Origin of the sequence: Lacticaseibacillus pantheris DSM 15945 = JCM 12539 = NBRC 106106, assembly GCF_001591865.1 — a bacterium.
Taxonomy (GTDB): domain Bacteria; phylum Bacillota; class Bacilli; order Lactobacillales; family Lactobacillaceae; genus Lacticaseibacillus; species Lacticaseibacillus pantheris.
In genome coordinates this window covers 14,808-34,967 of the sequence record NZ_BCVS01000009.1, presented here as the reverse complement: position 1 = coordinate 34,967, position 20,160 = coordinate 14,808, and the positions used below count along the sequence as shown (strand labels likewise).

23 protein-coding genes and 1 tRNA gene are annotated in these 20,160 nt (G+C 52.3%); 21 read left to right on the top strand and 3 right to left on the bottom strand.

The window, feature by feature from the left end; genetic code table 11:
• Nucleotides 1-617: 617 nt before the first annotated feature.
• The 15 genes from LPA02S_RS02355 (at nucleotide 618) to LPA02S_RS02285 (ending at nucleotide 11,702) form a co-directional block, all read left to right on the top strand.
• A tRNA-Ala gene (locus LPA02S_RS02355) sits at nucleotides 618-690 on the top strand.
• A gap of 557 nt (nucleotides 691-1,247) precedes the next feature.
• On the top strand, nucleotides 1,248-1,700 hold the full coding sequence (fabZ, locus tag LPA02S_RS02350) for a 3-hydroxyacyl-ACP dehydratase FabZ (protein ID WP_420835973.1): 453 nt from the start codon (nucleotides 1,248-1,250) through the stop codon (nucleotides 1,698-1,700).
• A gap of 14 nt (nucleotides 1,701-1,714) precedes the next feature.
• Nucleotides 1,715-2,170, top strand: a complete 456-nt coding sequence (locus LPA02S_RS02345; RefSeq protein WP_054650672.1) for a MarR family winged helix-turn-helix transcriptional regulator — start codon at nucleotides 1,715-1,717, stop codon at nucleotides 2,168-2,170.
• A 10-nt stretch (nucleotides 2,171-2,180) separates the two neighbouring features.
• On the top strand, nucleotides 2,181-3,149 hold the full coding sequence (locus tag LPA02S_RS02340; RefSeq protein WP_056957144.1) for a beta-ketoacyl-ACP synthase 3: 969 nt from the start codon (nucleotides 2,181-2,183) through the stop codon (nucleotides 3,147-3,149).
• A gap of 28 nt (nucleotides 3,150-3,177) precedes the next feature.
• Nucleotides 3,178-3,429, top strand: coding sequence for an acyl carrier protein (locus LPA02S_RS02335; RefSeq protein ID WP_054650629.1), 252 nt, complete (start codon nucleotides 3,178-3,180; stop codon nucleotides 3,427-3,429).
• 8 nt (nucleotides 3,430-3,437) lie between these two features.
• Nucleotides 3,438-4,343, top strand: coding sequence for an ACP S-malonyltransferase (locus LPA02S_RS02330; protein ID WP_056957143.1), 906 nt, complete (start codon nucleotides 3,438-3,440; stop codon nucleotides 4,341-4,343).
• Nucleotides 4,344-4,360: 17 nt separating this feature from the next.
• On the top strand, nucleotides 4,361-5,080 hold the full coding sequence (gene fabG / locus LPA02S_RS02325; RefSeq protein ID WP_054650635.1) for a 3-oxoacyl-ACP reductase FabG: 720 nt from the start codon (nucleotides 4,361-4,363) through the stop codon (nucleotides 5,078-5,080).
• A gap of 10 nt (nucleotides 5,081-5,090) precedes the next feature.
• A complete protein-coding gene (gene fabF / locus LPA02S_RS02320; RefSeq protein ID WP_054650637.1) occupies nucleotides 5,091-6,314 on the top strand; it encodes a beta-ketoacyl-ACP synthase II in 1,224 nt (407 codons plus the stop codon).
• 4 nt (nucleotides 6,315-6,318) lie between these two features.
• Nucleotides 6,319-6,762: an acetyl-CoA carboxylase biotin carboxyl carrier protein gene (locus LPA02S_RS02315; protein ID WP_054650639.1), complete on the top strand. Its 444-nt coding sequence runs from the start codon at nucleotides 6,319-6,321 to the stop codon at nucleotides 6,760-6,762.
• Between the two features lie 4 nt (nucleotides 6,763-6,766).
• Nucleotides 6,767-7,192, top strand: a complete 426-nt coding sequence (locus tag LPA02S_RS02310) for a 3-hydroxyacyl-ACP dehydratase FabZ family protein (protein WP_054650641.1) — start codon at nucleotides 6,767-6,769, stop codon at nucleotides 7,190-7,192.
• Nucleotides 7,193-7,194: 2 nt separating this feature from the next.
• Entirely contained in the window at nucleotides 7,195-8,568 is a 1,374-nt protein-coding gene (locus LPA02S_RS02305; protein ID WP_056957142.1) for an acetyl-CoA carboxylase biotin carboxylase subunit, read from the top strand.
• Entirely contained in the window at nucleotides 8,555-9,391 is an 837-nt protein-coding gene (locus tag LPA02S_RS02300) for an acetyl-CoA carboxylase carboxyltransferase subunit beta (protein ID WP_054650643.1), read from the top strand. Before LPA02S_RS02305 ends, LPA02S_RS02300 begins: the two co-directional genes overlap by 14 nt.
• Nucleotides 9,388-10,176, top strand: coding sequence for an acetyl-CoA carboxylase carboxyltransferase subunit alpha (gene accA / locus LPA02S_RS02295; RefSeq protein ID WP_054650645.1), 789 nt, complete (start codon nucleotides 9,388-9,390; stop codon nucleotides 10,174-10,176). The genes LPA02S_RS02300 and accA overlap by 4 nt, the downstream gene beginning before the upstream one ends.
• A gap of 21 nt (nucleotides 10,177-10,197) precedes the next feature.
• Complete coding sequence (gene fabI, locus LPA02S_RS02290) at nucleotides 10,198-10,953, top strand: enoyl-ACP reductase FabI (RefSeq protein WP_056957141.1); 756 nt, start codon at nucleotides 10,198-10,200, stop codon at nucleotides 10,951-10,953.
• Between the two features lie 29 nt (nucleotides 10,954-10,982).
• Entirely contained in the window at nucleotides 10,983-11,702 is a 720-nt protein-coding gene (locus tag LPA02S_RS02285) for an acyl-ACP thioesterase domain-containing protein (RefSeq protein WP_054650647.1), read from the top strand.
• Nucleotides 11,703-11,905: 203 nt separating this feature from the next.
• On the opposite strand, the gene LPA02S_RS02280 is transcribed toward LPA02S_RS02285, so the two are convergent.
• Nucleotides 11,906-12,469, bottom strand: coding sequence for a DNA-3-methyladenine glycosylase I (locus tag LPA02S_RS02280; protein ID WP_054650649.1), 564 nt, complete (start codon nucleotides 12,467-12,469; stop codon nucleotides 11,906-11,908).
• Nucleotides 12,470-12,626: 157 nt separating this feature from the next.
• On the opposite strand from LPA02S_RS02280, the gene LPA02S_RS02275 reads away from it, so the two are divergent.
• The 5 genes from LPA02S_RS02275 (at nucleotide 12,627) to rsgA (ending at nucleotide 17,382) form a co-directional block, all read left to right on the top strand.
• Nucleotides 12,627-13,514 (top strand): ABC transporter ATP-binding protein, encoded by an 888-nt coding sequence (locus tag LPA02S_RS02275; protein ID WP_054650651.1) that lies wholly within the window; start codon nucleotides 12,627-12,629, stop codon nucleotides 13,512-13,514.
• Nucleotides 13,511-14,272 carry an ABC transporter permease gene (locus tag LPA02S_RS02270; protein WP_056957140.1) on the top strand — a complete coding sequence of 254 codons (762 nt, stop codon included), beginning with the start codon at nucleotides 13,511-13,513 and terminating at the stop codon, nucleotides 14,270-14,272. The genes LPA02S_RS02275 and LPA02S_RS02270 overlap by 4 nt, the downstream gene beginning before the upstream one ends.
• A gap of 115 nt (nucleotides 14,273-14,387) precedes the next feature.
• Nucleotides 14,388-15,383, top strand: a complete 996-nt coding sequence (locus tag LPA02S_RS02265; RefSeq protein ID WP_174520299.1) for a sensor histidine kinase — start codon at nucleotides 14,388-14,390, stop codon at nucleotides 15,381-15,383.
• On the top strand, nucleotides 15,380-15,985 hold the full coding sequence (locus LPA02S_RS02260; RefSeq protein WP_054650652.1) for a response regulator transcription factor: 606 nt from the start codon (nucleotides 15,380-15,382) through the stop codon (nucleotides 15,983-15,985). Before LPA02S_RS02265 ends, LPA02S_RS02260 begins: the two co-directional genes overlap by 4 nt.
• Nucleotides 15,986-16,323: 338 nt before the next feature.
• A complete protein-coding gene (gene rsgA / locus LPA02S_RS02255; protein ID WP_056957138.1) occupies nucleotides 16,324-17,382 on the top strand; it encodes a ribosome small subunit-dependent GTPase A in 1,059 nt (352 codons plus the stop codon).
• A 393-nt stretch (nucleotides 17,383-17,775) separates the two neighbouring features.
• Here the strand turns inward: rsgA and LPA02S_RS02250 are convergent, their stop codons facing one another.
• Together LPA02S_RS02250 and LPA02S_RS02245 are read right to left on the bottom strand one after the other, a co-directional pair.
• Nucleotides 17,776-18,570 (bottom strand): hypothetical protein, encoded by a 795-nt coding sequence (locus tag LPA02S_RS02250; protein ID WP_054650656.1) that lies wholly within the window; start codon nucleotides 18,568-18,570, stop codon nucleotides 17,776-17,778.
• Nucleotides 18,571-18,632: 62 nt separating this feature from the next.
• Complete coding sequence (locus LPA02S_RS02245; RefSeq protein ID WP_054650658.1) at nucleotides 18,633-19,082, bottom strand: Rrf2 family transcriptional regulator; 450 nt, start codon at nucleotides 19,080-19,082, stop codon at nucleotides 18,633-18,635.
• 141 nt (nucleotides 19,083-19,223) lie between these two features.
• Between LPA02S_RS02245 and LPA02S_RS02240 the strand changes: the two genes are divergently transcribed.
• Nucleotides 19,224-20,159: an ATP-binding cassette domain-containing protein gene (locus LPA02S_RS02240; protein ID WP_054650660.1), complete on the top strand. Its 936-nt coding sequence runs from the start codon at nucleotides 19,224-19,226 to the stop codon at nucleotides 20,157-20,159.
• Nucleotide 20,160: the final 1 nt, after the last annotated feature.

Genomic DNA, 20,160 nt, shown 5'->3' with positions numbered 1-20,160 from the left:
AACCTCCACCACCACACCAGTACGACCAACGGCGGATGTCAATCGTTACAATGAATAGATAAGTTTGATATAACGTTAAAATAGCGTGGCCATCCATGCCCGTCACGGTGTGAAGTTAGACTGTCAATTTTGACAACGTGCCTCGAAGTCCCGCCGTATTCCCCGTGCAGGAAGTGTTCACGCGATTGTTCACTCAAACTACGGTGTTTTCCGACATTACACATATAATGGGAAACAGCGGGAGGACTTTGGGTCTGGGTGTCGTGACTGTAGAGGTTGTGGACACAGTAGCGTGAGGCCGCGTCGGTCGGACTGGTGAGCGGAGGCGTGTGGGGTCTGAATGGTAGCTACTGCCACCATGTATTGGGAACCCGTGGGCGGGGTTTGGGGCGTAGGACACGTAAGCCGCAACCCCAAACCCCGCCCACGCGTTCGCACCCACCAATCCTTCGCCCTAGCAGTGGTTACCATGGAGCGTCCCACGAAAGCCGCAGCTCACCGGTCCGGCCTACGCTGCCGTCCGCTGCTGCCGTCCGCTATATTAACGTTCAGTCGTTATTGTTGCATTTCGCTATTGCGCTTACTTGCGGACGTGCTAAAATATTAGGGTAAGTTATGGGCCCATAGCTCAGTTGGGAGAGCGCCTGCTTCGCATGTAGGAGGTCGACGGTTCAAGTCCGTTTGGGTCCATTATGAGGTATGCGTTTATTATCCCGCCACCACAATTCGTTGCATGAATTGTGGTGGCGGGATTTTTTGATTTACCGCTAACCATGGTGAACGGCTGTAACGCCTACTCAGTCATGACACCCTCAAAAAGGCCGATTGACTGCGATGGCCGATTGACAGATATCATGACCGGTGATTGCCTGAACGGGGATATGCGTGCACGCTGTAGCCGTTGCTACCACAAGCCTTTGAGTGATTATAGACCTAGTTTGATGACGAAGAACAGATCAATTATTGGTCATTAATCATGGTTCGACATCCACCAATTCACGCAAAAACGTCGTCCTGTTTCAACTGTTACGCATAAGCGTAAATCGTTTGACTTTCAAACTACCAGAAATTATATTGGTCACATTCAACGCAAACGGTTCGACATTCAAACTAATTTACGTTGATACATCTTACGCACGGGGACGTGACTTGTCGTTGTCCCCTCCGTATTGGCGGTGGGGTGACTAGCCACGATGACGGTTAGGTTATCCCCGTAGACCCAAGGAGGTTAGAATTTTTTGGCAGTAATGGATGCACAAACAATTATGCAGTTGATTCCCAACCGGTACCCCATCCTGTTTATGGATCATGTGGATGAGCTTAATCCCGGGGAATCGATTATTGCGACCAAGAACGTCACAATTAACGAGCAGTTTTTCCAGGGGCATTTTCCTGGCAATCCTGTGATGCCTGGTGTGTTGATCATCGAATCGCTGGCTCAGGCCGCGTCGATTCTGATTCTCAAGTCACCAGAATTCGCTGGGCAAACGGCGTACTTAGGCGCTATTTCGTCCGCAAAGTTTCATCAGATTGTTCGCCCAGGTGACGTGCTTAAACTGCACGTTGAATTTACTAAGCGGCGTAATAACATGGGAGTGGTGCACACGTACGCAATGGTCGGTGACAACGTCGCCGCCAAGGCCGAATTAACCTTTATCGTGTCACCAAATACGGAAGGGGCCGCGGCCACTCCTAGTTGAGGATGGAAAATGGGATGCCAGAACTAAGTAAGCAGGATTTTAACGTTATTAACGATGCGTTGGTCAACGTATATGACCACATCATGCGCATTGAGGAGCAGTCGTTGCGTGCCAGCACGTTTAAGGACGTATCGGTGAAGGATATTCATCTAATTCACGCCATTTCACTACACGGACACAAGAGTAGTACTGAGGTTGCACAGGAGTTGCACCTGACTAAGGGCACGCTGTCAACCAACGTGAAGGGACTTGTGCGCAAAGGATACGTGCAACGGGTTCCGGATCGCCACGATGGTCGGGTTCAGCACTTGGAACTCACTAATCGGGGTAAACTACTTTACCGAGCGCATGATGCCTTTCATCGGCAAATCGTTAAGAGCTTCTTACACGGGATGGATACCCAAGAAGTGGGACTAATTAAGCACGCACTTCAAAACCTGGAGCAATTTTTAACGACAGCAAGTAAGTAGGTGCAACCATATGGGTTTTGCAATAATCGGTTCGGCGTTGGCTACACCTGACCAGGTGGTAACCAATGACGACCTGACGCAGTTTATGACCACCAGTGACGAGTGGATTAGGCAACGGACGGGCATTGAGCGCCGGCACGTTGTCCAAACGGAAACAACCGAAAGTTTAGCTACGGACGTCGCCCACCAGCTGTTGCGCAAAAGTGGAATCACAGCTGATGAGTTGGACCTTATCCTGGTCGCGACTATGTCACCGACGTACACCATGCCGAGTGTGGCAGCAACGGTAGCGGGTGCCATTGGCGCCCACAACGTAATGAGTCTCGATATTGGTTCGGCGTGCACAGGCTTCGTGGCGGCATTATCGGCCGCCCGTGGACTGGCGACGGTCCGTAATGACCGCTACGTGATGGTCATTGGTGCCGAAGTACTGAGTAAGATTTTGGACTGGCACGACCGGTCGACGGCAATCTTGTTTGGTGATGGTGCCGGCGGGGTGCTGCTGGACATGCAGTCCGCACACGGAGCGTATTTAGGCGAACGGTTCATCACGCAGGGACAGGACGGCCAGAAGCTCACCGCTGGATTGACCGGTAATCACAGCCCCTTCGCGGTCCCAATTGACGGTGACCCTTACTTCAGAATGGATGGCCACGCCGTTTATAACTTTGTGGTGAAAACCGCCCCGGATCTTATTACGGCATTGTTAGCACAGACCCACACGGACATTACGGATGTGGACGTGGTGGTATTTCACCAGGCCAACCAGCGTATGGTGGAACAACTGGCTAATAAGGTGGGGCTCACCGCCGCCCAGTATCCGTTCAACATGGATGAGTACGGTAACACAGCGGGGGCCAGTGAGCCCATATTATTCGCTGAACTAGTTGCCAGTGGCCGTATTCGGCCCGGTGACAAGGTACTATTTTGTGCATTTGGTGGCGGGTTAACCGCCGGCGCTGCGCTGATTGAATACTAACGCATAGACAAAAAAAGGAGAAACTACGATGACTAAAGAAGAAATTATTACGAAGATTTTGGCACTGGTTAAGGCAGACGATGGCATTGAGGGCGATAACGTCACCCCAACCATGTCGTTTAAGAACGATTTGAACCTGGATAGCCTGGATGTCTTTGAACTAGTAAACGAAATTGAAGACGAGTTTGAGATTGAAATTGATACCGATGAAACTATCGACACCATCGATGATTTGGCGACGTACGTACAGGGCAAGCTCGCTGCCAAGACACAGGCGTAGGTAGCGTCATGACGGTAGGGTATTTATTTGCCGGCCAGGGGCAACAAACCGCCCAAATGGGGCAGGACCTGTACCAGCAAGAAGCAGTTTACCGTGACGTAGTGAACGAAGCGGCGGACGCCCTGGCGGTTGATTTGAGGAATCCCGTAGTATTTGGGGCCCCGCAAAACGCCCAGGTCGCTATCTACACGATGAGTGTGGGGATTGCCCGCGTGTTAGCACAGGAACTGCCTGTACCAGCCGGAATGCTGGGGCTGAGTCTGGGTGAATACGCGGCGTTGACAGCAGCCGGTAGTTTAACGCTGGCGGATGGTGTCCAGCTCGTCGCGGATCGCGCCCGGTATATGGCGGCAGCTGGTCAAGCCGTGCCGGGTAAGATGGCTGCGGTGATGACGGACCGGCAGGATGAAGTGCGCCGGTTAGTGCAGACTATCGACGGAGTGTACGTAGCCAACAACAACACGGCAAGCCAACTGGTTGTTGGTGGCCGCGAGGAAGCCGTGGATACGCTCGTTGCCCAGCTAAAGCAGCAGGGTATTAAGCGCGCCATGACCCTCAAAGTGGTTGCCTCACACACACCGTTGATGCAACCAGCCGCTGAACAACTAGCCAATCGGTTGGCGTCAGTCCCATTCGGGCCCACTACCGTACCGGTCATTAGTAACACCACGGTTCAACCGTTTGTGGCGGGCACGGTCAAGGGGACTTTGGTTCGTCAACTGACTAACCCCACGCATTTTGGGGCGGGATTGCAGGCTTTGAGCTCCCTAGGTGTAGACCGATTCGTCGAGGTTGGCCCCGGTCATACTTTGAGTAGTTTTGTAAAGCAGACGCTGCCGAATGCGGAACGTTATCACGTGAGCGACATAGCATCGCTCAACGAGGTGCGGGGTGCATTGGTAGCCAAGTCATAGTGAGGCGGTAATTACTAATGGAAACAGGCGTGGTACTAGTAACTGGTGGTGGACGCGGGATTGGCCGGGCTATAGCGGAGCGGTTGGCCCGTGATGGGTACACCGTTGCGGTCACCATTCGTCGAGCTTTGACGGATGATGTGCAGACCAACTTTGATGCGCTAGGCATCCGTACGGTCCGCGGTGATGTCACTAACGCGGATGAGGCGCAACAAATGGTGGTGGATAGTTGCCACCCCGATGAACAATTACTGGCGTTGGTTAATAATGCGGGTATTACGCGGGACGCGTTACTCACCAGGATGAAAGTAGACGACTTTACGGCCGTCCTGAACACTAACCTCGTTGGGGCATTCAACATGACCAAGCCAGCTTTGCGCGTGATGCAAAAGCAACGCCACGGTAGCATTATCGATATTAGTAGTGTGGTCGGGCTGGTCGGTAACGTTGGCCAGGCCAATTACGCTGCCAGCAAGGCGGGGCTCATTGGCCTGATGAAAACTACAGCCAAGGAGGGTGCACTGCGGAACGTGCGCTGTAACGCGGTGGCGCCAGGCATGGTTGCCACGCAAATGACCGAGTCGTTAAGTGCAAAGGTGACGCAACGGTTACAGGACAGCATTCCGCTTAAACGCTTTGCTGAGCCGGATGAGGTGGCTGACGTGGTCGCATTTTTATTGGGCAACCAATACATTACTGGCCAGGTTATCACCGTTGATGGTGGGCTCACGTTATAGGAGGCATTGAATGAAACGAGTAGTAATAACTGGCATGGGGGCCGTCACGCCTTTAGGTAACACAACCAGGGAATTCCTGGATGGTGTTCATAAAGGTAAGGTCGGTATTGGCCCCATCACAAAGTTTGACGCCGACACCGGCGTGACCGTTGCCGGCGAGGTGCGTGACTTTGATCCCACCGTGTGGATGTCGGCTAAGACGGCTAAGCGGATGGACCTCTTTTCGCAGTATGCACTCTACAGCGCGACGGAAGCCATGACTATGGCTGGATTAGTGGATGGCGGTGTGGACCCGCTGGAACTGGGCGTAATTTACGGCTCGGGGATTGGTGGCCTCGGTACCATCGAACAGCAGGTCATTAAGATGCACGACAAGGGGCCCAAACGGGTGTCGCCTTTGTTCGTTTCCAATTCGATTATTAACATGGCGGCGGGTAACCTGTCCATCCAGTTTAACGCGCAAAATGTCAGCCAGGCGGTCGTGACGGCGTGTGCCTCCGCGACTAACGCAATTGGCAACGCCTTTGATGCCATCCGCCTGGGTCGCGCCCAAGTGATGATTACCGGTGGCGCGGAAGCATCGGTCAACGAAATCGGTATCGCCGGGTTTGCCGCACTTACAGCCCTGTCCCGATCGACTGACCCGGAGCGGGCTTCAATGCCGTTTGACGCCAACCGTAACGGGTTCGTTATGGGCGAAGGCGCAGCCACGTTGGTGCTTGAGGAATTAGAACACGCCCAGGCACGCGGAGCCCAAATTTACGGTGAGGTCGTTGGTTATGGCAGTACCGCGGACGCGTACCACGTGACCGCCCCAGACCCATCCGGCGCAGGCGCAATTCGGGCGATGGCCCAGGCGGTGGATGAAGCTGGAATCGCGCCGGCCGACGTGGGGTACATTAACGCTCACGGCACGGCCACCATGGCGAACGACCAGGCGGAAAGTCGGGCAATTAAATCGTTGTTTGGTGATGCTGACGTCTTAGTTAGCAGCACCAAGGGTATGACTGGTCACCTGTTGGGTGCTGCCGGTGCAATCGAGGCAGTGGCGACAGTGGGTGCGCTTAACGGCGAGCTACCGGTGAACGTCGGCTGCTTTGACCAGGACCCTGAATGTGACGTGCACTTGGTCACACCAAGCAACCGGCAACGGCGGGTGGACTACGCTTTGAGTAATTCGTTTGGCTTTGGCGGGCACAATGCAGTGCTAGCGTTTAAACGATGGGGGGCGTAACCCGATGCAAGAAGAAGAAATTGAGCGTTTGGTGGACCGCTTTGAACGGTCGTCGCTTGACCACCTACAGATTACTGATGACAACTTCAAGTTGGTGTTAAGTAAGCCAGGGGCGGCCCCGGCGCCGGTTAGTACGCCGCCGACCAGTAGCGGCCCGGTTGCGGAGCCGGCCACTGCAGACGGCGGGCCGTTACCGGTATCCGCCAACACCACATCGGTTACGGCACCGCTAGTGGGGGTAGTCTACTTTGCACCCCAACCGGATCAGCCGGTATTTAAACAGGTTGGTGACCCAGTAGCAGCGGGTGAGGTCGTGTGCCTGATTGAGGCCATGAAGATGGTGAACGAGGTTAAGGCCCCCGTTGGTGGGGTGCTGAAGGCCGTGCTGGTTGATGACGGCACGCTGGTTGAGTACGATCAGCCACTGATGCAGATTGAGCAGGTGTAGTTGCATGGACATCACGACAGTTATTCCGCAACGGCCGCCATTCCTCTTTGTTGACCAAGTTAGGGCGGTCACCCCTGGCGTAAGCGCGGTGACCCGCAAGATGGTGACCGTTGACGAGTGGTTTTTCGCGGGCAAAGCTGGTGACCACCAGTTATCCGTGCCGGCGTTTGTACTCACAGAAATGACGGCTCAGACTGGTGCGCTGGCAATTTTGGCTGATCAGGAAGGCGATAAGAACGTTTTGTTCGGCGGTATCCGTTCCGCCGAAATTCTCGCCCCGGTATTAACAGGCGACGAGCTAGTCTGTGCGGTTGAGCTACTCAAAATGCGTGGGCCCATTGGTGTGGGTGCGGGGACTTTGACGGTGCGTGATCAAGTGGTGTACCGGGCTACTTTGGTGTTTGCCGTTGTGGATGCAAAGGAGCGGTGATTATGTTTAAAAAGGTACTCGTTGCCAACCGCGGGGAGATTGCGGTGCAGATTATCCGCAACCTTCGGGAATTAGGTTTACGTTCCGTCGCGGTCTATTCGACGGCCGATCGGGATGCCTACTTTACGCAGATTGCGGACGAGGCGGTGTGCATCGGTGGACCGTTGCCGGCAGACTCCTACCTGAATATGAAGGAAATTATTAGTACTGCTTGTTTAACCGGTAGTGACGCGATTCACCCGGGATACGGCTTTTTATCCGAAAATGCGCAGTTTGCGCAAATGTGTGCCGAGTGTGACCTGACGTTTATTGGCCCGGCCAGTAACGTGATCGAGCAAATGGGTGATAAGGCGAGTGCGCGTGCGGTGATGAAGGCGGCTGGTGTACCGGTTATTCCGGGCAGTAGTGCGGTGCTCAGTGATGCTGAAAGTGCGGTCGCTGTAGCCACTGATTTGGGTTATCCCGTTATGCTGAAGGCCACTGCCGGTGGTGGTGGCAAGGGCATGCGGGTGGTAGCCAATGACGACGAGCTACGTAAGTGCTTTGATGACGTGCAGCGCGAGGCCAACCTGTCATTTGGGGCCGATAGTGTGTACATGGAAAAGGTCATCACGAACGCCAAGCATATTGAGATGCAGGTGATGGCGGACAGCTTCGGCCACGTGGTGTACTTTCCCGAGCGGGATTGCTCGTTACAACGTCACCACCAAAAGTTAATTGAGGAAAGTCCGAGTAGCATGGTTACTGCCGAGGAACGCGAACAATTGGGTGACCTCGTCATTAAGGCCTGCCACGCAATCGACTACCGGAATACGGGCACCTTTGAATTCCTAATGGATCGGGACCACCACTTTTACTTTATGGAAATGAACACCCGGCTCCAGGTTGAACACACGGTGACCGAAGAGGTGACTGGTGTGAACCTAATTGCCGCGCAAATTTTGGTGGCGGCAGGTAAACCGTTGCCGTGGACGCAGGACGATATTACAATCCGGCAGTACGCGCTTGAGTGCCGAATTAATGCGGAGAATCCGCGGGCGGGCTTCCTGCCGTCCGCGGGTAAAATTACCGCGCTGGTGTTACCCACCGGAACTCTGGGCGTGCGGATTGATACCAGTCTAGTCGGGCCCGCAACCATCGCTCCCTATTATGATTCCATGATTAGCAAAGTGATTGTGAGTGCTATGGACCGGCACCGGGCTCTACGCCGGATGGACCGGGTGCTGGGTGAGTTGAGGGTTGATGGTGTGGCTACTAACCAAGAATTTCTTGGCGACCTGGTGCACGCACCCGCCTTTGTGAATGACGACAGTACGATTGATTACGTTGAGACCGATTTTCTACCAAGGTGGTTGAAAGAACATGAGCAAATTTAACCAGAGTGACCGGCAGCAGTTGGCCGCCCGGATGGATAAAATTCCGGACAATCTGTACGTTAAGTGCCCCTTCTGCGGTGAGGTGTACTACCACGCCGAGTTGACCGTTTATGACGAGTGCCCGCTGTGCGGGTACGGTATGCGGATGGGTGCCTTGGAGCGCGTGGCGATGTTAACTGATGAGGCAACGGCGATTAATCCTGATTTGGTGGTTGATGCTGCAGTCACCGACGCAGCCTACCAGCAAAAGTTGGCGCGTGCCCAGGCCAACTCAGGCATCAAGGAGAGCGTCTGGACGGGGTGTGTCCGCATGGGTGGCTACCCGGCCGCACTTGGGGTGATGGACACCCACTTCATGATGGGGAGTCTGGGCCGGGTTGCTGGTGAAAAGCTGGCCCGCCTGTTTGAAGTGGCGACCACCCGCAAATTACCGGTGATTTTGTACACCGCTTCTGGCGGCGCCCGGATGCAGGAGGGTTTGTTCTCCCTGATGCAAATGGCAAAGGTGTCCCAGGCGGTGGCTGACCATGCGCGGGCCGGACTGTTGTACGCCGTGATGCTAACGGACCCCACTACGGGTGGTGTGACCGCCAGTTTTGCGATGGAGGCCGATATTACGTTGGCCGAACCGCATGCGCTCGTTGGCTTTACCGGCCGGCGAGTGATTCAACAGACCCTACACGTTGATCCACCACGCGACTTTCAGCGCGCAGAAACGCTGCTCCACAACGGGTTTGTGGATGCAATTGTGCCCCGATCCGAGCAGAAGGCGTACTTGGTGGACCTGCTGCGGATGCACCAGTTAGCGGAGGTTAGACAATGAGTACAGCTTACGATGTGGTGCGTCAAGCCCGAAGCCAGGACAAAGCGAGCACTCCCTGGCTGATCGAACAGTTGGTGACGCACTTTCACGAATTTCATGGCGACCGGGAACACGGTGACGACCCCGCTATTATTGGGGGTGTCGGGTTTCTGGGTGACCAGGCGGTGACCGTGATTGGGACCAATAAGGGGCGAACGCTGGCCGAGTCGCAGGCGTGCCACTTTGGGTGTGCCACCCCAGAAGGTTACCGCAAGGCAATTCGGTTGATGCGGCAGGCAGCCAAATTTCGTCGGCCGGTGCTCAACCTCATCAACACCCCCGGAGCGTATCCGGGCGTTGAGGCGGAGTATCACGGTCAGGGGGATGCCATTGCTCAGTGTATTTTGACGGGGGTCAGCCTACCCGTGCCGACAATCAGCGTGATTGTAGGTGAGGCCGGTAGTGGTGGCGCGCTCGCCTTGGCGTGCGGAGACCAAACTTGGATGTTCGCGCAAAGTACTTACTCCATTCTGTCGCCGGAAGGGTATGCCTCGATTTTGTGGCGCGATGGTCAGCGCGCGGCTGAGGCGGCTGAACAAATGCGGCTGACGCCAGCAGAGATTTTGGCGGACGGTATTGTTGACCGCATCGTACCAGAAGTGACGGACGCTGCCGGCGCGAGCGGGTTGCGGGCCGAATTAATTGCCACCATGGCTGAATTAACGGCACTCCCAACGCAACAATTAATGAACGCACGACACCGCCGTTACCGCAGCTTTGGTACCGACGGACTCCAGGAACAGTGAACCAGAGAGGACAGGAAAGTAATGGATATTTTAAACGGTAAGACCGTCATCGTGATGGGGGTCGCCAACAAGAACAGTATCGCGTGGGGATGTGCGCAGGCCATTATGGCTAGTGGCGGCAAAGTCGTCCTCACGTACCAAAACGACCGTCTGCGCAAAAGCCTACTCCGTTTTGTTGACCCGGATCAGCCCATGGTGCAATGCGACGTGGCCGATGAGGGCAACATTGACGCGGCCTTCACTAGTATTCGTGAGCAATATGGTCCCGTCGACGGCCTCGTCCACGCAATTGCGTACGCCGATAAGGAAAGTTTGGAAAACGATGTCCTGCAAATCAGCAAGGCGGGGTACAACCTGGCTCAGGACATCAGTGCGTACTCGTTTTTGGCGGTCACGCGCAGCGCGGTGCGGCTTTTCCCCGAACTCCGTAGCGTGTTAACCCTGACCTACTTTGGGTCTACGCACGTGATTCCGAACTACAACATAATGGGGGTGGCCAAAGCCGCGTTGGAGGCCAACGTCCGTTATACCGCTAAGGAATTGGGCCCGCAGCACGTGCGGGTCAACGCCATTTCCGCGGGTGCGATCAAGACTTTGGCCGTCACCGGGGTTAAGAATCACGGTTCACTACTGAAGATGTCCCGTGAGGCCACGGTGGACGGCGAGTCGGTGACCCAGGAAGAAATCGGCAATACGGCGGCATTATTGCTCAGTGATATGTCCTCCGGTGTGACCGGTGATATTATTTACGTCGACAAGGGCGTGCACTTGATGTAGTATGCTGGCAGGTAGTATGGGGGACAATGATGGACGCAAAGGAACTCGGACAGTTTGTGGTGCCAACGGACGTCACTCCCGAGCGGCTGCCGGGTGTACTTGTTCAAGCGTGCTTGGATTTGATGGATCAGCGGCAGCGCTCATTGACAACTGACGGGGTGCTCCTGACGTGGATTGTATTGCAGTACGCCATCAACTTTGACCAGCCCGTTGTTCCCGGTATGACGCTGAATCTTTCCGGGTTGCCGTATCGGCGTGACCACCACGTTAGTTTACGAACGGTCTACGTGACGGACCAGCAACAACAGCGGGTCGTGACCATCCGGAGTGTTTGGGGTCTGCTCAACCAGTCGTCCCGCACGTTGACGCGTTTGGATGATGCCGCTCTGGGGTTGCCAGAAGGATTGCCGATTAGGCGTGTAGATCGCCTGCACTTCCCGCGGATTACCACCGCAATTGGTATTACGCGGCCGGTCGGGCTACGTCCGGACGATATTGACCATAATCAGCATCTGCACAATACCCGCTACTTTGATTTGGCGATGGGGATGTTGCCACCAGAACAATTTCAGTTGTATTGGTGTGAGCAGATTGACATCCGTTTTCGCCGCGAGATTGTTGCGGGCGACCAGCCGCGTATCATGACTGGTCGTGCAGATAGTACGGTGGTGGTGCAGCGCTTCTGCGTGGACGATAATAATGTGGCGGAGTTGGTCACGCGTTGGCGCCGACGTGATGGCAATGCGTAATACAGGCACAAAAAAATTCTGACTTTAGGTAGTCAGAATTTTTTGCGTTACCGTGGAAATTTTGGCTGTTTGGGAGTTCACTGACTCGGCGGAGTGATGACTTCCCACGTACCTTTGAATTGCCGTGGGTGGTGGTACGGCGTGCCTTTGTCTAGCTAGTATTCCTAAGGAAGCTGACAGAATTAACCTTAATTTTTTTGGAATTACTCACTTAGGTGGTTAATGGTACAACCAGCCATGTGGTCATCCAAGATACCGAGGGCTTCGAGAAACGATTGAATAATCGTGGGACCCACAAAGCGGAATCCAGCCTGCTTGAGGTCCTTACTGACACGTTCGGCGAGCGCGGTTTGCGCTGGTAGTTCCGCTTGGGTAGCGTACCGGTGGACGATGGGGTGGTTGTCCACGTAATGCCATAGCCAAGCGTTTAGTGTCCGGCCGTCGCTATGCCAAGCCTGAATAACGCGGGCGTTATTGATGGCGGCGTTAATCTTCAGCCGGTTGCGCACGATGCCGGCGTCGGCGCGCAGACGTTCGACGTCGCGGTCGTCGTAAGCCGCAACTTTGTCGACATCGAAATTATCAAAGGCACGCCGGAAATTAGTACGCTTATTGAGAATGGTTTGCCAGCTTAACCCGGCCTGCATGGATTCTAGGGTTAGTAGTTCAAAGGTTTCCCGTTCATCGGTGGTGGGTACACCCCACTCGTAGTCGTGGTAGTGTGTCATTAACGGGTTGGTATCGGTTGCCCAGTCACAGCGTGGCATGTAGTCAACTTCTTTCTTTATGGTGTTGGCCTTTAGTGTACACCAGGTGGTTATCGTTAGACATATTTTTAATGACATTTGTCATACGTAATTGATGACAATCGTGACTATTGCTGCCGTCTGAAAGTGCGTATTCTATGGGTATGGAGGCGAGCAAATGGCAAAGGCAATCAAGGTACAAAATTTATCGTTTAGTTACGGCGACTACCCAGTGTTGAATAATTTGAGTTTCGACGTTGACGCGGGTGCGATTATCGGTCTGATTGGTGTTAATGGCGCGGGTAAGACCACGCTCCTTAAACTATTACAGGGCGAACTAGCGGGAAACGGTGCAATTACAGTTCTAGGTCAGCACCAGGGTGACCCGCAAATCTATGCTGGGATTGGGGCAATGCCGCAGGGAGATTTACGGTTGCCTGGGGTAACGGTGAAGGAGTTACTGAATAATTTGCGCGCCGGTTATCCCCAGCAGGCCAATGTGGACCAGTTACTAGCGGACAATGGCCTAGCGACTTTGAGTAACCGCCGTATTAATCGATTATCGGGAGGGCAACTTCGGCGCGTGACGTTTTTATCGGCACTGGTGGGTAAACCACAACTGTTGTTTTTAGACGAGCCAACGGTGGGAATGGATGTGGACGCACGTGACCACTTATGGCGAAAGTTAGAACAAATGCGGCAGACGGGGGTGACAATTATCATTACTAGTCATTATTTGGAGGAGTTACAGGATGTTGCTGATCAACTGTTAATTTTGCAAGCTGGGCAAATCAGATTTCAGGGTAGCTTTGCAGAGTTACAGGCACAATACGTACAGACCAGAATACGATTTACGGGCACGATGACTGCTGGACAACTCAAAGGAGTGCCTGGAGTTCAATCCGTGCGGCGTTCTGGCGCGTACTGGGAGGTTATCAGTACGGACGGGGATGCCACATTGTCGGCTTTGGTCCACCATTTTGGGCAACTGAGTGGCCTGACAGTCGCCAAAGAGTCATTGTCCTCAATATTTAGCACGATGATACAAACGGAGGTGGTAGAATGAAAACCTATGCTAACCAGTTCGCTTTTGACATACGGAGAGAAGTATTACGCAACCTACCATTTTTATTTTTTTCGGTGTTGATGCCCGCAGGATTCTACATATTGTTTACCAAAATAATGGCTAGTGGCACGCGGGCGGAACAAGCACTACTAGCCGGCAATTATATGGGCAGCATGGTGGTTTATAGTTTGCTCATCAGTGCTTTCTTTGGTCTCGCCGCGCTAGTTCAGCGGGATCGGCGTAGTGGTTATTTGGAGCGATTGCGGCAGACGCCAGTTGGATTGCGGCCATACTATTGTTCGATTGCGTTGTGCTTTTTGATTATGACAATTCTGTCGACCAGCATAATGTTGGGGTTGGCAGTGGGACTCAACCACGTTAGTTTAGGTATCGACCAAGTACTATTGATTATGGTGGTGGCCTTAGTGGGTGAATTGCCGCTCTTGGTTATTGGGGTGTTGATTAGTCGGATTCACCGCGAGGAAACCCTTAGTGTGGTCAGTAACATATTAACGTTTCCGATTGCCATTATTAGTGGCCTGTGGTGGCCGTTGACAATGCTACCTCACTGGCTCCAGGTCATCGGAAAGCTTTTGCCCACGTATCGCTTGGACCAATTACTAAATGATATTGTCGTCAAGCAGCCCTTGCCGGGTTATGATTGGAGCATAGTTATTGGTTGGTTGTTAATTGTGGCTGCTTTGTTGGCAGTGCAAAAAGTATTGATAGGGCGGTGGCAGTTGGGTGTTACAGAATAGTAAGTGGCGGCAACGTTTTTCAACCATCGAGTGGGTCAGCTATATTTGGCTTATTTACGTTCCGTTTAATTTATTGACATACTTACCGGCTAAGAACTGGGATGATTATTTCTGGATGGCGTTGGGTGCAGCCTTTGTGGCAATTTATATTGCCGTTGTTGAATTTCCCCGGTACCGGGTGCTGACAATTCCGGCAGAATTGTTGATTTGCGCCGTTTTTTCACTGGTGGCAATAAACAACTACATGATTATTTTTCCAGCCTGGCAAGTGCCTTTTATCCTGGCGCAGACGGTTCGCGGACGGCGCCAGGCACGCTGGTTTTTCCTGGTGTATGAGTCAATTGTGGTGGCCAGTTTTATTCGTGATGGGCTGGCAACCCCGGGTTATCTGGACTGGCATAGTGGGGACATAGTGGGTGCATTTTTTCCCCTGGTATCACCATGGCTGGCGTACTTTTTTGCTCGAGAGGTATTTGCTGGCCGTAAGGTGCGTCAGGCCAACCGGCGTTTGGAGGCAGTCGTGCAGCGGGATGAGCGTGAACGCATTGCCCGTGACCTACACGATACGTTGGGTCAGAGTTTCTCGATGATTACCGTGAAGACTGAGTTGGCCCGTAAATTATTGTCCAAGTATCCTGAACAAGTTGCGGCTGAACTGACAGACATCGAGGCGACTAGTCGTGATAATTTACAGCTGGTGCGGACGATCGTGAATGATTTGCACCAGCAATCGTTGAGTGAGGTGCTAGTTACGCAAAGTCAGACCCTGGATGCGGCTGGTGTCAGTCTAATGACCTTTGGTGAGTCACTATCTGTGCAGTGGCCAACAGTGGTCCAGTCGGAGTTGGCGCCCGTTGTTCAGGAAGCACTGACCAATGTGGTTCGGCATGCACGTGCTTGCAAAGTCACCGTGGGTTTTATACGCGGCAGGGACGGGTATGAAGTGACCATTCAAGATGATGGTGAGGGACACGAATTTCACCGTCCGGGCAGTAATGGCCTTGCTGGCATGCACGACCGGATGGTTGCAGTTGGTGGTAGTTTTGATATCCGGACAAACCGCGTTGGCACCATTGTCACGTTAAGATTGCCTCAGGGGGTGAGCGAGTGATTTCAGTCTATTTGGCGGAAGACCAAAGCATGTTAAATTCAGCGTTAACTAAGTTGCTGAATCTCGAGGATGATCTCCAGGTGGTGGGCTCGGCTCTGGATGGTGCTACTGCGTTGAACGATATTTTACGACTAAAGCCAAACGTGGCCGTCCTGGATATCGAAATGCCTCAAAGTACCGGGTTGGACGTTGCGGCGGAACTTAACCGGGTCCAGCCGGAAACCAGGGTAATTATTCTGACCACTTTTGCGCAGAAGTCGTACTTTGAACGTGCCGTTGCAGCCTCCGTTGCTGGATATTTGCTGAAGGATAGTCCTAGTGACCAGCTGGTGGCAACCATTCGCGACGTGGTGCACGGACTAACACGCTTTGATCCGGAGCTCGTTATTAACATGGTTTCGGTTGCCCATAATCCTTTAACCGCTCGGGAACAATCGGTGTTAGTAGATTCTGTTGCCGGAGGGACTACCCACGACATCGCCACCAGGATGCACCTATCGGACGGCACCGTGCGCAACTATTTGTCGGCCATCTTTAGCAAGCTGGGTGTGCACAGCCGACTTGAGGCGATTAGCGTGGCTCAGGACAATAAGTGGATATAGTGGCGGGGGTAGTTGGTGGCCTTAATCGCTGTGAGCGCGGGTTAGAACTAACGATTTCCCATTCATTTTCAAAATAAAACATTAGATTGTGCGGCGATGTCAATTTATGAGGATTACTAATACTGATCGTGTTCGTAATTGCCGGCCGGCGGTTTAGCAGCCCCATGCAATTTGTAGCGATTAATTGTGCCGCAACGTTATTTTTGCTAAACTGCAGATATCGGTGCAGGAAGTGCCGGATGAAAGGATAAACATTTATGTTGAGCATTGTTACAGGCGTTGGCCAGGCACTGGAGGACTACCACGCTTAGTCCTCTCGCTTTGAAGAGGATCAAAAATTGAAATTAACTGAATATGGTAATACTAGTACCCAAAACGTTGTGGCCGGTCTCACGCTAGCCCGTGTGACTGCGCTGAATCATCAGCAGTACACGATAGTCACGGACGCAGGTCAGTTTAGTGCGCAGGTAGCCGGCCGGATGCTCAACTTTGCGGTTGGGCCAGAGGATTTCCCGACGGTGGGCGACTGGGTACAAGTACGTTTACCAGATACGCCATTAGATTTGGCGACCATTGAGCGCCTGAACGTGCGCAATACCGTCTTTTTACGCAAAGGTGCGGGCCGCGGACACGAGGCCCAGCTCGTTGCCGCGAATGTTGATTGGCTCCTGCTATGTATGTCGTTAGACGGCAACTTTAACTTGCGCCGTCTCGAACGGTACCTGGCCGTGGCCGCGGCCTCTGGGGCGCAAGCCGCGGTCGTGCTAACCAAGGCCGACTTGGCGCAGGAGCTACCAGCTCAAGAATTAGCGGTGCAATACATTATCGGTACTGCACCGTTAATTGTCTGTGATGCGAGCCGGCAAGACGGTGTGGCCGCGTTGGCAGAGTTTATGCAGTCTGGATTAACGTATGCCTTTCTTGGCTCCTCAGGGGTGGGCAAGTCCACCCTCATTAACCAATTGTCGGGAGAGCAAACCCAGTCTACGCAGGCAGTCCGGACCAAAGATGCACACGGAAGGCATACCACCACCTCGCGTCAATTATTGCGACTCGGCAACGGGAGTTTGGTTATTGATACTCCGGGGATGCGTGAGTTGGGATTAGTCGAGGCCGATGTTGACGCAACCTTTAGTGACGTGTTGGCATTCGCTGCGGGGTGCCGTTTTAGCGATTGTACTCATCAGCAGGAACCGGGATGTGCCGTTCGACAAGCAGTTGCGGATGGCCATCTAGACGCAGGCCGTTTAACGGGTTATCTGCAGCTCAGGGCAGAACAGGCTGAAAATGTAGCTTTGCGTGGGAAGACCCGCGAGAATGCAAAAATTGACCGGATGTTTGGTAGTAAGAAGCAAATGAAGGCGATGATGAAAGTCGCCCGGCGTAAACGCCGCTAGAATATGGGGCCCATTCCGTGATTTGCGGAGTGGGCTTTTTGACTGGAGTGCAAAAAAGCCCCCGCACAAGGCGGGGACTTTGATGAAGCCATACCAGTAATAACTGGTAGACGTTGAAATTACAGCTTCTGGTGGTAACAAGGCGAAACTTGTCAATCTGATTCAATACAAATCCAGACATGTCAAGGTATTCAAGGAAAACTTCTTGATGGAGTACTGTGAAAATCGGCTTGGATTGATAATTTCTGCAACAGCGTGCAACATTTGAGCTGACCCGTAAATACTGGTGAATAAATCGTGCATGTACCTATTGTGCGATTTTTTGGTGGCTAGATATTGAACCAATGTTGCTTAGCACCGCGACTATATAGAGTTAAGTCTAAGTCTGATGAGTTAAGAGAAGAATTTTCCAATGAATCCACCGACCAAGCCACCAATGATTAGGTTTGCTATCCAAAAGAGGATTTTCCCCCAGGTGGACTCATTGGCACAATTATAGATTCCTAGTGGAATATTTCCATATCTATCCTGAAAGCTAGATTTTGTCTTTAACTCGTTATCGATGGCTCTGGTCAGAAACTTGTCGAACAGATTGACCTTTCCGGCACAGGAGAAGCTTAATCTGACAAAATCGTGATTGTTGAATGCATCGGCTTCGTCTTTTCCAGACATGAAATCTTTTACGTGTATGTCGTTGTGATCCATCAACGATTTAATATGTGGATCACCAATGTAGCTTTTGCCGTAATACTTCCGGAAAAGGATAGCCAAATCTAATTTGCTTTGATCTGGAATGATTGCGGGGACCTGGCCTAAGACTCGATACCTTTTCTCTAGGGCCTTGAACCCAAAGTTCGAATCGCGCATATTCCAGTGAATCCAAATCTTGTCTGTGTGGCCCTGAACAAAGGTAAAGAAGTCATCTAGCATCCTGCGTTCAACTTCCTTATATTTTTCGAAAATATCTTCCGTTTGAATTTGCATCAATTCAGCCGCTTTATGTACCGCAAAGAGGTCAGTTTGACCGCTTGATGGCGACTTTACAGCAATCGCGGTAATCCGCGGCGTTGCACCATTGGTATCGAAAAAGCTTTCGCAGGAATAATGAATAATCAGATACCTGTCCTTGTGTTTTTCGAAATCGTGAAATATTTTACCTGCTTCGCGGTGATCTAGGAATCTTGACATACGGTCCTCGTTTTCGTTTGTTGAATGAAATTATCATTTTCTCAGGGGGGTAAATACGCTGTCTATGCAGAGGCAGCCTGTGCCTTCTTAACCTTATCAGCAGTTAGAAGCCGATCAATAACGTCTTGCATCGTGTGTCGGTCGAGCTCCATTAACGCAGCGGTTTCCGCCTCATGATAAATTCCGGTTAGGACATCTTGAATGTTAGCACCAACTATGCAAAGCGGATTGGTTTCCTTATCGAGTGCGAAAAGTGGGGTGTGTCCTTCCGTCAGTAGGTAAACGTCTAACAACGTAATTTCATCGGGTGATTTTGCGAAAATTGGGTTATGTGTTTCGGCGTCAGTTGTCACGACGCCAGCTTCTTTTAATGTTCCAATCAGACGCCGGACGACAACTGGTGAAGTGTTAATGCTGGTTGCAATCACGGCGCTAGTAATATGAATGTTCTGATACACCGAGATGAATGCCAACAGGTGGATGGTGTCGCTGAACTTAGTTGAAACTCGCATGTGAATACCTCCGTAACTTTTGTGGTTACAATAATTCTAGCATATTTTCTGGAATTCGAGGGTAATTTCTAGAAAAACCTAGCCCTTATTGAGAAGCTGCCATTATAGTGAGTCTATTCCGAAACAAAAGAGGTAACCATGATGATTCAGTTTCAGCAAGTTTTCAAAAAATATCAAGAGGCAGCTGCATTGACTGACATCAGTCTGTCAATCGCAAGTCATGAGCTATTCGTGCTGGTGGGGCCCAGCGGAAGTGGTAAAACGACATTATTGAAAATGATCAACAGATTAAATACACCCACAAGCGGCAAGGTCTTGATTGATGATCTTGATGTCATGGCGGTGCCCGACGTTCGAGAATTTCGTCGCGGGATCGGCTATGTTCTGCAAGCTGGCGCACTATTTCCAAACATGACGGTAGCAGAGAATGCCTCAATCCAACTGGCAGCACAAAACGTCCCACAAGATAGGCGGGATGCGCGTGTTCGCGAGTTACTGAATGCCGTCGGTTTAGCATCTGACAAGTTCATGAATAGGATGCCTAATGAGTTATCTGGTGGTGAAGCGCAACGTGTGGGTATCGTTCGTGCGTTAGCAGCTGAACCGAATATCGTTTTGATGGACGAGCCATTTAGCGCACTTGATCCGTTGTCGCGTCGTCAACTGCAAGATTTAGTCGTGAAGTTACACAAGCAATTTAACACCACCATCATTTTTGTTACGCATGACATGGACGAGGCATTGAGGTTAGCCGACCGTCTGGCGGTGATCCACGACGGCAAGCTGCAACAAGTTGGAACGCCAGATGAGATTCTTGCAACGCCTGCAAATCAATTCGTTGCGGAATTTTTCGCTAACGCGGGCCGTCAATCCCAATACGTTAAATCAGTGTTACCTGCGGGATTCGGACAGCCGGCGACAGGTTCAGCGCTAGTATCGCTTCCGGAAACGGCGATGCTTTCAGACTGGGCAGCACTGTTGCAGCAATCACCAACTGCAACGGTTGGTATTGGTGATATGCAGCTTGCTCCAGCAGACTTGATTGCGTATCTTGCTCAAACTCGGGGGGTGCAATGAG

Excerpts from the sequence above, each read along its gene's own strand:
- LPA02S_RS02280 (WP_054650649.1), bottom strand. The coding sequence starts at position 12,469 with ATGCCACGCTGTGACTGGGCAACCGATACCAACCCGTTAATGACACAC.
- LPA02S_RS02335 (WP_054650629.1), top strand. The coding sequence starts at position 3,178 with ATGACTAAAGAAGAAATTATTACGAAGATTTTGGCACTGGTTAAGGCA.
- fabG (WP_054650635.1), top strand. The coding sequence starts at position 4,361 with ATGGAAACAGGCGTGGTACTAGTAACTGGTGGTGGACGCGGGATTGGC.
- LPA02S_RS02310 (WP_054650641.1), top strand. The coding sequence starts at position 6,767 with ATGGACATCACGACAGTTATTCCGCAACGGCCGCCATTCCTCTTTGTT.
- LPA02S_RS02250 (WP_054650656.1), bottom strand. The coding sequence starts at position 18,570 with ATGTCAAGATTCCTAGATCACCGCGAAGCAGGTAAAATATTTCACGAT.
- LPA02S_RS02340 (WP_056957144.1), top strand. The coding sequence starts at position 2,181 with ATGGGTTTTGCAATAATCGGTTCGGCGTTGGCTACACCTGACCAGGTG.
- fabZ (WP_420835973.1), top strand. The coding sequence starts at position 1,248 with ATGGATGCACAAACAATTATGCAGTTGATTCCCAACCGGTACCCCATC.
- fabI (WP_056957141.1), top strand. The coding sequence starts at position 10,198 with ATGGATATTTTAAACGGTAAGACCGTCATCGTGATGGGGGTCGCCAAC.
- LPA02S_RS02315 (WP_054650639.1), top strand. The coding sequence starts at position 6,319 with ATGCAAGAAGAAGAAATTGAGCGTTTGGTGGACCGCTTTGAACGGTCG.
- LPA02S_RS02270 (WP_056957140.1), top strand. The coding sequence starts at position 13,511 with ATGAAAACCTATGCTAACCAGTTCGCTTTTGACATACGGAGAGAAGTA.
- LPA02S_RS02300 (WP_054650643.1), top strand. The coding sequence starts at position 8,555 with ATGAGCAAATTTAACCAGAGTGACCGGCAGCAGTTGGCCGCCCGGATG.
- LPA02S_RS02240 (WP_054650660.1), top strand. The coding sequence starts at position 19,224 with ATGATTCAGTTTCAGCAAGTTTTCAAAAAATATCAAGAGGCAGCTGCA.
- LPA02S_RS02245 (WP_054650658.1), bottom strand. The coding sequence starts at position 19,082 with ATGCGAGTTTCAACTAAGTTCAGCGACACCATCCACCTGTTGGCATTC.
- LPA02S_RS02305 (WP_056957142.1), top strand. The coding sequence starts at position 7,195 with ATGTTTAAAAAGGTACTCGTTGCCAACCGCGGGGAGATTGCGGTGCAG.
- LPA02S_RS02265 (WP_174520299.1), top strand. The coding sequence starts at position 14,388 with ATGGCGTTGGGTGCAGCCTTTGTGGCAATTTATATTGCCGTTGTTGAA.
- LPA02S_RS02275 (WP_054650651.1), top strand. The coding sequence starts at position 12,627 with ATGGCAAAGGCAATCAAGGTACAAAATTTATCGTTTAGTTACGGCGAC.
- LPA02S_RS02330 (WP_056957143.1), top strand. The coding sequence starts at position 3,438 with ATGACGGTAGGGTATTTATTTGCCGGCCAGGGGCAACAAACCGCCCAA.
- LPA02S_RS02345 (WP_054650672.1), top strand. The coding sequence starts at position 1,715 with ATGCCAGAACTAAGTAAGCAGGATTTTAACGTTATTAACGATGCGTTG.
- fabF (WP_054650637.1), top strand. The coding sequence starts at position 5,091 with ATGAAACGAGTAGTAATAACTGGCATGGGGGCCGTCACGCCTTTAGGT.
- LPA02S_RS02285 (WP_054650647.1), top strand. The coding sequence starts at position 10,983 with ATGGACGCAAAGGAACTCGGACAGTTTGTGGTGCCAACGGACGTCACT.
- accA (WP_054650645.1), top strand. The coding sequence starts at position 9,388 with ATGAGTACAGCTTACGATGTGGTGCGTCAAGCCCGAAGCCAGGACAAA.